Here is a 7247-nt window from a genome sequence, read left to right as displayed (position 1 = left end):
CGGCGTGTCCCGCGAGCGGTGAGGGCACCGCGCATTCGACCCACTCAGTGTTTGATCTGGACTTCTGACTGCATCCACCAAGATACGGCCGACAAGACCACTGCACTCACTGACAGGCGCTCGCTCGCCAGGTTTTGTTAGCTGCTCTTAGTCAGTCGCTGCAGCAAGGGCGATCGAACGGGCGATGGCCCGACGGTGGCAGGCTATTGCGGCAGCGTCGGCGCAGTCGCGCGCCGCGCGGGTAGCGGCTAACGCGCTTGCGCCTGCGGCTACCGACAGAGTGGCACAGCAATCACGCGGCATCAGTCCGGCACCGCTTGCGGCACTGGCCCGCTCTGCAGCACCACGCGAGTCGACCGCGCGACGCACCCACACGCATCGCGGCAGGCCGCGCGCGCGTTGCCGCACTCACCACAACACGCCATCCTCCGGCTTCATCGGTTCCGGTGCCTGTTCGCCGATGGCTTGCAGCGCATCGATTTCCACCGTGCGGCACATGCTGTCCAGCGGCAGATCGTGGATGGTATTGGCGAACGGATCGACCAGATCGTCGCCGATCTTGTACACCGCCAGAAACATCAAGCCGGCCACGGTGGAGCCTACCGGTGTGGCGTACTGCAACGTCTCCACCAGGCCGATGGGCAGCAATACACAGAACAGCCGCGTAAACAGGTTCGGATAGAAGCGGTACTGATAGGGCAGCGGCGTGTTCTTCAGCCGCTCCATGCCGCCCTGTGCGTTGGCGATGTCCACCAGAATGCGCTCGACACTGGCCTGCTGGATGCTGTCGATCCAGCCATCGCGGCGCGCCTGTTCGACATTGCGCCCGGTGGTGTCGAGCAAGCCATTGGCGACATTGGTACGCGTGATCACCGCTGCGATTTCATCGGCATCCAGCCGTGGCTCCAAGGCCATGGCGATCGGCAAGCGACGCAACTGGCAGCGCAGCGCATTGACGTAGGCAATCTGGCGCCGTGCGATGGTGCGCCCCAGGACCTCTGCTTCAGGAGCCGACAGGATGCTGGTGCTCAGGCGCACCAGATTGCGCGAGGCATTGATCATCTGGCCCCACAGGACACGCCCTTCCCACCAGCGTTGGTAGGTGGAATTGGCGCGAAAGCCCAGGAATAACGCCAGTGCCGAACCGAAGATGGTCAGCGGCAACGCCGGCGCGCGGAACGGCAGCCCGTAGTAGATGATCGTGATCAACACGTCCCATACGAACAATACCGCCAGGGTCCGCCAGACCTGACTGATTACATCCGCCACACGCGGTTTGACGTCGATGATCAAGGGCACACTCCATGGATCGATGACGAGTGCCGCCAATGCGCGCATCCAGTGCGTGGCTGCCATCGGCAGCGCACTCTCGAGCGTGAGCAGTGTGCCGTTGCAGCGGTGCAAGCGCGGTGATGGGCCACCTGCACCCATCAGCTCATCAAGGCATCCACGCCAGCAATTGATCCAGGCGCCGATGCGGATCGTCCTGCTGCAACAACGACAAGCGCTGTTGCTCGGTGAGCGGCAACAATTCGGCCAGCCGCCAGCCGACCCATGCGGCTTGATCCAGTAACCCCGGCCCGGCCGAGGCGAATTCGCCGCCGATCTGTTCGAGCATGCGTTCGAGCACGGTGGCAAGCAATCCATGCTCGGGCCGCAATTCGTCATCGCTCTCGGGCTCGCACCATGTCACCTCGCCCACCACCAGCCCGTTGTCACGAATACGCGACCGCTGCACACGGAAGCGACGGACCCCGCGCAAGCGCAACACCAGTACGCCATCGGCGCCGACATCGAAGTCCTCGATGCGCACCTCGGTCCCGAACGCAGCCGGCGTTGCCGGCGCACCCACCTCGGCGCCATCCAGGATCAGGCACACACCGAAACTGGTGCCGCTACGTCCACTGTCGCGCACCAGATCCAGATAGCGTCGCTCGAACACCCGCAGCCCGATCACCGCGCCGGGCAGCAATACGCTGTGCAGCGGGAACAACGGCAAGTCGCCGGTGTCGGCGGTGGCGGTGGCCGGTGCCATCAGGACAGCTGCGCCAGGAAGCGACGCGGTGCGCCGTCGAATCCGCCATTGGACATGAACACCACATGGTCGCCCGGTTGCGCAATCTCGCCCAGTGTCTGCAGCAATCCCTCCACATCATGCGCAACGTAAGCCTGGCCGCGCACCTGCGCGATGATCGGTGCAGCATCCCATGCCAGCTCCGGCCGATGCAGAAACACCACCGCATCGGCATCCTGTAACGACGGCGCCAGCGCCTGCGCATGCGCGCCCAGCCGCATCGAATTGCTGCGCGGCTCCATCGCCACCAGCACGCGTGCGCGACCCACCTTCGCACGCAAGCCCTGCAACGTGGTCGCAATCGCGGTGGGGTGATGCGCGAAGTCGTCGTAGACGGTGATTGCGCGCACCTGTCCCAGCACTTCCAATCGCCGCTTGACGCTCTGGAAGCGCGCCAACGCCGGCATCACCGTTGCCGGGTCCACGCCCACCGCATGCACGGCAGCCAGTGCCGCCAGACCGTTCAGCACGTTATGCCGGCCAACCAACGGCCACTGCACCTGGCCGATGTCCACACCACGATGCAGCACCGCAAACACGCTGCCATCGGCGGCGATCAGGCGTGCGCTCCACTCCAGCGACGCATCGAAACCGAAGCGTTCCACCGGCGTCCAGCAGCCCATCGCCAGCACCTCGGCCAGGCGCGCATCCTCACCGTTGACGATCAGCCGCCCGCGCGCGGGCACCGTGCGCACCAGATGATGGAACTGGCGCTGGATCGCGGCCACGTCCGGAAAGATATCGGCGTGGTCGTATTCCAGGTTGTTGAGGATCGCCACCAGCGGCCGGTAGTGCACGAACTTGCTGCGCTTGTCGAAAAACGCGGTGTCGTATTCGTCGGCCTCCACCACGAACGCACGCCCCTGCCCCAGTCGCGCCGAGACGCCGAAGTCCTCGGCCACGCCGCCGATCAAAAAGCCCGGCGCACGGCCGGCGGCCTCCAGCAGGTAGCTCAGGATGGTGGTGGTGGTGGTCTTGCCGTGCGTCCCGGCGACCGCCAGCGTGTCGCGGCCCGGCAGCACCTGCTCGGCCAGCCACTGTGCCCCGGAGGTGTAGCGACGACCGGCGTCGAGCACGGCTTCCACCGCCGGATTGCCACGCGACAAGGCATTCCCGATGACGACCTCGGTGGCGTCGGAAGAAATATTGGAGGGCGCGTAACCTTGGGCAAGCGCGATGCCGAGGGTTTCCAGCTGGGTGGACATCGGCGGATAGATGGCCTGGTCGCTGCCTTCCACCTGCCAGCCCAGCTCGCGCGCAAGGGCGGCCACACCGCCCATGAAAGTCCCGGCGATGCCGAGGATGTGGAGTTTGGTCATGCCGCATATTGTCGCCGATCGCCGGAGTTGCGGGACATTCAATCCGCCGCCGGTCGCAGTGTCAGAAAACACCTACTGCACTGTCGGGAATCTCCCGATATGCGAACTACGTCACATCGCTCATCCTACTGAACGCCAGTCGCAGTACCTTTTTTGGTCCTACTCCCCAAGTGGCCAAAATCCCCAGGGAGCTCATGCTGCGGGGCTCTGAGCAAGCTCATTACTGGCGTTATTTCTGCCCCGGTCGCCTTGTGCGACCGGGGTTTTTCTTTGTGCATTCAATGCTTTGCATGCACCTTGCCCGCCAGCGACGCGGCCAACATGGACCGGGCCTGCGCCCGGCCCGCCCGCCCGCCGTCAGCGACCGAGCGCCTTGCTGATACGGTCCAGCACTTCGTCCAGCGTCCCCACGCCGTCCACGCGCGCCAACTTGCCGCGCTGCTCGTAGAAGCCGATCACCGGCGCAGTGGAGTCGGTATAGACCTGCAAGCGCTTGCGCACCGATTCGGGGTTGTCGTCCTCACGGCCTTCGGCCTTGGCACGACCGGCGATACGCTCAACCAGCAACTCGCTGGCGACATCCAGTTGCACCACCGCGTCCAACGGCTGGCCGATCTTGCCGAGCAGTTCGTCCAGCGCATTGGCCTGGGCCACATTGCGCGGATAGCCATCGAGGATGAAGCCCTTGGCCACATCGGGCTGACCGAGCCGCGACTCCAGCATGCCGAGCAGGATGTCGTCGGACACCAGGTCGCCGCGCGCCATCACTTCCTTGGCCTTCAAACCCAGCGGCGAACCGGCAGCCACTTCGGCACGCAGCAGGTCGCCGGTGGAAATGTGCGGGATCTCAAACGTGTCTTTGAGACGTGTCGCCTGGGTGCCCTTGCCCGAACCGGGCGGTCCCAACAGAACCAATCGCATCAGTGGACTCCACTTTCGAATAAAAACGCGTTGCGGTTGGCGGCGTTAGACTCAGGCCTTCGCCAGCGCTGACCGTATGGTCGTGCAGCTTACCGCATCCGGGGAATGTCCCGGCACTGTCCCCCTGCGCCATGTTTCCATGTGAGGAGCCCGTCCCCCTATGTCCACTGGCAACTTGTTGTATGCCCAATCCGGCGGCGTCACTGCCGTCATCAACGCCACCGCCGCCGGCGTCATCACCGAAGCGCGCGCGCGCAAGATCAAGGTGCTGGCCGCACGTAACGGCATCCTGGGCGCATTGCGCGAGGAATTGATCGACACCTCGAAGGAATCGGCTGCCGCAATCGCCGCGCTGGCGCAGACCCCCGGCGGCGCGTTCGGCTCGTGTCGCTACAAGCTCAAGTCGCTGGAAGAAGACAGCGCCAAGTACGAACGCCTGCTCGATGTATTGCGCGCGCATGACGTGCGCTGGTTCCTCTACAACGGCGGCAACGATTCGGCCGATACCGCCTGGAAGGTCTCGCAATTGGCCAAGGCCTATGGCTACCCGCTGCACTGCATCGGCGTGCCCAAGACCATCGACAACGACCTGGCGGTGACCGACACCTGCCCCGGCTTCGGCTCGGCCGCCAAGTACACCGCCGTGTCGGTCCGCGAGGCCGCGCTGGATGTCGCCGCAATGGCCGACACTTCGACCAAGGTCTTCATCTACGAGGCAATGGGCCGCCACGCCGGCTGGCTGGCGGCGGCAGCGGGGCTCGCAGGTCAGGGGCCGGACGATGCACCGCAGATCATCCTGCTGCCCGAGCGCGCCTACGACCAGCCCGCCTTCCTGGCCAAGGTGAAACAGGTCGTCGAGAAGGTCGGTTGGTGCGTGGTGGTTGCCAGCGAAGGCATCCAGGACGCACACGGCAGCTTTGTCGCCGATGCCGGCGGCGCGACCGACTCGTTCGGCCACGCGCAACTCGGCGGGGTGGCCTCGTTCCTCGCTGCGCAGGTCAAGCAGGAGCTCGGCTACAAGGTGCACTGGACGCTGCCCGATTACCTGCAGCGTTCCGCACGCCACCTCGCCTCCAAGACCGACTGGGAACAGGCCCAGGCCGTCGGCAAGGCCGCGGTGCAATACGCACTCAAGGGCATGAACGCGGTGATCCCGGTGATCGAACGCGTCAGCGACGCCCCCTATCGCTGGAAGATCGTGCCCGCCCCGCTGCACAAGGTCGCCAACCACGAAAAGAAGATGCCGCCCAGCTTCCTGCGCAAGGACGGCTTCGGCATCACCGAACGCGCCCGGCGCTATTTCGCCCCGCTGATCAAGGGCGAAGCCCCGCTGGCGTATGGCAGCGATGGGTTGCCCAAGTATGTGACGCTGAAGAATGTGGCGGTGGCGAAGAAATTGCCGGTGTGGGAGGGGTGAGCAAGGGGAGGATGGCCGCCAGCCTGGGCAACGGTGACAGCGCTAGCACTTCAGCTGCGTCGGGATATAACCGATTCCGCCTACCCAAGCCCGGGGATGCGTCTGCCGGAATACCTTCTGGTTCCGGCTGGCGCCGTCCAGCGCCCGCTGTCTATTGACCGTAACCGGGCCTGGCAAGGAAGCTGCCACGCAGGCAAATGCCGCGATCGACTGTAGGGATTTCCTTACAAAAAGTGGCAAAACAAGCCAGGCCGCGCCTGAGCAGCGCGCCCGGGCCTGGCACCCTTTGCCGGCTTGGTAGAAATTTGGTTAAGCGTGTGCGACAGTTCGCACCAAACCTGCCTCATCGCGCATAAGGATCATGGCACAGCAGGCAAATCATCTCGAGCGCTTCCCCGGTGGTCAGCCAGTGCCGCCGGGGAGGCTGTGTCCGGACAAAACGGCCTCACTCACTCGCGACGAGCGCATGATTTATAAAGCCTCACCGTCCAGCTGAACGCGCATCTGCCATCCATTGCTCTTTCTGTTATCGCTGTTCCCGCCACCCACCTGTACCGAAAAGATCGACGAGACTCGCCATGACTGCACGCTCCCGCCGCCTCCGCCATCCGATTTCCCGCCTTGCCACCGGCCTGCTGCTAACCATTGGACTGTGCGCAGGCTCCGCCAACGCGCAAGTGGTCATCGTTAACCCGACGGGAGAGACAAAGGATATCGCGGAGTATGCGGAACAGGCCAAGCGCTGGGCCGAGACGGCCAGGCAATATCAGCAGGAGTTGGATCATTACAAACAGCAACTCATCAGTCTGACGAGCTTGAACTTTCTGCGCCCCCCCCTGGACGATAAGTTCGTCTTGCGGGAACCAGGCTATGGCCTTGAGTTCACCTGCCCAGGAGCACAAGCAAGCGGCATCGCAGGCATTCTCGACCAGATCAAGTCCATCGCACCCACGATGAACGGGAATATGGCGGAGGAGCAGCTTAAAGTCTGCGCCCGCATTGTCATGGCGCAAAATTCCCAATACAACGAATCGGTCACCATGCTCAAGCGCTTGGTGCAACGTAACACCGAATTTGAGGCCATTGAGCGCCAGCGCGGTAGGGTGGGTACTAAACAAGGCGCATTGGCAGCCAACGATAACGAAGTAAAGCGTTTCACGGCACGTAATGCGCTGGAAATGAGTCATTGGGAAGCCAAGATGAAAGCCTACGACGTCTATATTGCGGGGCTCAAGGACGACCAGACCCTGCTGGCCAAGCGCGCGCTGGAAGGTGCCAAGGGCGACATCCTCGGGCAGGTTATCCAGGCAGGTGCTTTAAAGATTGCGCTGTCCAGGTAAATGAATTAGCAGGCAACCAAAGCCTCATTACGGTACATAGGCAGACAGCAATGGACGTTTTTTTTCAGGGCGGGATGAACTGGTTGCAGCCGCTGGCGGACGCCAACCTCGGCGACTTCGTTTTCTTCAAGCTGGTCAACGACTACTTCAACCGGGAAATCCAGGAATTCGGCCTG

The 7247-nt window shown here is 63.4% G+C and carries 6 protein-coding genes and 1 pseudogene; 3 read left to right on the top strand and 4 right to left on the bottom strand.

The features are described 5' to 3' along the window. Positions 1–408 precede the first annotated feature (408 nt). The 4 genes from GGR61_RS20595 to GGR61_RS20580 form a co-directional block, all read right to left on the bottom strand. Entirely contained in the window at positions 409–1293 is an 885-nt protein-coding gene (locus tag GGR61_RS20595; RefSeq protein WP_184407598.1) for a bestrophin family ion channel, read from the bottom strand. 145 nt (positions 1294–1438) lie between these two features. Then, positions 1439–2035 (bottom strand): LON peptidase substrate-binding domain-containing protein, encoded by a 597-nt coding sequence (locus tag GGR61_RS20590; RefSeq protein ID WP_184623761.1) that lies wholly within the window; start codon positions 2033–2035, stop codon positions 1439–1441. Next, a complete protein-coding gene (gene mpl / locus GGR61_RS20585) occupies positions 2035–3402 on the bottom strand; it encodes a UDP-N-acetylmuramate:L-alanyl-gamma-D-glutamyl-meso-diaminopimelate ligase (protein ID WP_184623763.1) in 1368 nt (455 codons plus the stop codon). Before mpl ends, GGR61_RS20590 begins: the two co-directional genes overlap by 1 nt. A 348-nt stretch (positions 3403–3750) precedes the next feature. Further along, the gene (locus GGR61_RS20580) at positions 3751–4314 is read right to left on the bottom strand and encodes an adenylate kinase (protein ID WP_184407600.1); all 564 of its coding nucleotides are present in this window, start codon (positions 4312–4314) and stop codon (positions 3751–3753) included. Positions 4315–4474: 160 nt separating this feature from the next. Here GGR61_RS20580 and GGR61_RS20575 point away from each other — a divergent pair, with 160 nt between their 5' ends. From GGR61_RS20575 to GGR61_RS21305, 3 genes and pseudogenes are all read left to right on the top strand, one after another. Then, a complete protein-coding gene (locus GGR61_RS20575; RefSeq protein ID WP_184623759.1) occupies positions 4475–5731 on the top strand; it encodes a 6-phosphofructokinase in 1257 nt (418 codons plus the stop codon). Between the two features lie 578 nt (positions 5732–6309). Beyond that, positions 6310–7071 (top strand): hypothetical protein, encoded by a 762-nt coding sequence (locus tag GGR61_RS20570; protein ID WP_184623757.1) that lies wholly within the window; start codon positions 6310–6312, stop codon positions 7069–7071. Between the two features lie 50 nt (positions 7072–7121). Then, a pseudogene (locus GGR61_RS21305) lies at positions 7122–7247 on the top strand (Type IV secretion system protein virB6); the annotation flags it as partial.

This window comes from Xanthomonas sp. 3058, from assembly GCF_014199765.1.
Taxonomy (GTDB): Bacteria; Pseudomonadota; Gammaproteobacteria; order Xanthomonadales; family Xanthomonadaceae; genus Xanthomonas; species Xanthomonas campestris_B.
Note: the sequence above shows the minus strand (reverse complement) of the source record. Positions and strands in the feature narration are given on the sequence as shown.

Excerpts from the sequence above, each read along its gene's own strand:
- GGR61_RS20570 (WP_184623757.1), top strand. The coding sequence starts at position 6,310 with ATGACTGCACGCTCCCGCCGCCTCCGCCATCCGATTTCCCGCCTTGCC.
- GGR61_RS20580 (WP_184407600.1), bottom strand. The coding sequence starts at position 4,314 with ATGCGATTGGTTCTGTTGGGACCGCCCGGTTCGGGCAAGGGCACCCAG.
- GGR61_RS20575 (WP_184623759.1), top strand. The coding sequence starts at position 4,475 with ATGTCCACTGGCAACTTGTTGTATGCCCAATCCGGCGGCGTCACTGCC.
- GGR61_RS20590 (WP_184623761.1), bottom strand. The coding sequence starts at position 2,035 with ATGGCACCGGCCACCGCCACCGCCGACACCGGCGACTTGCCGTTGTTC.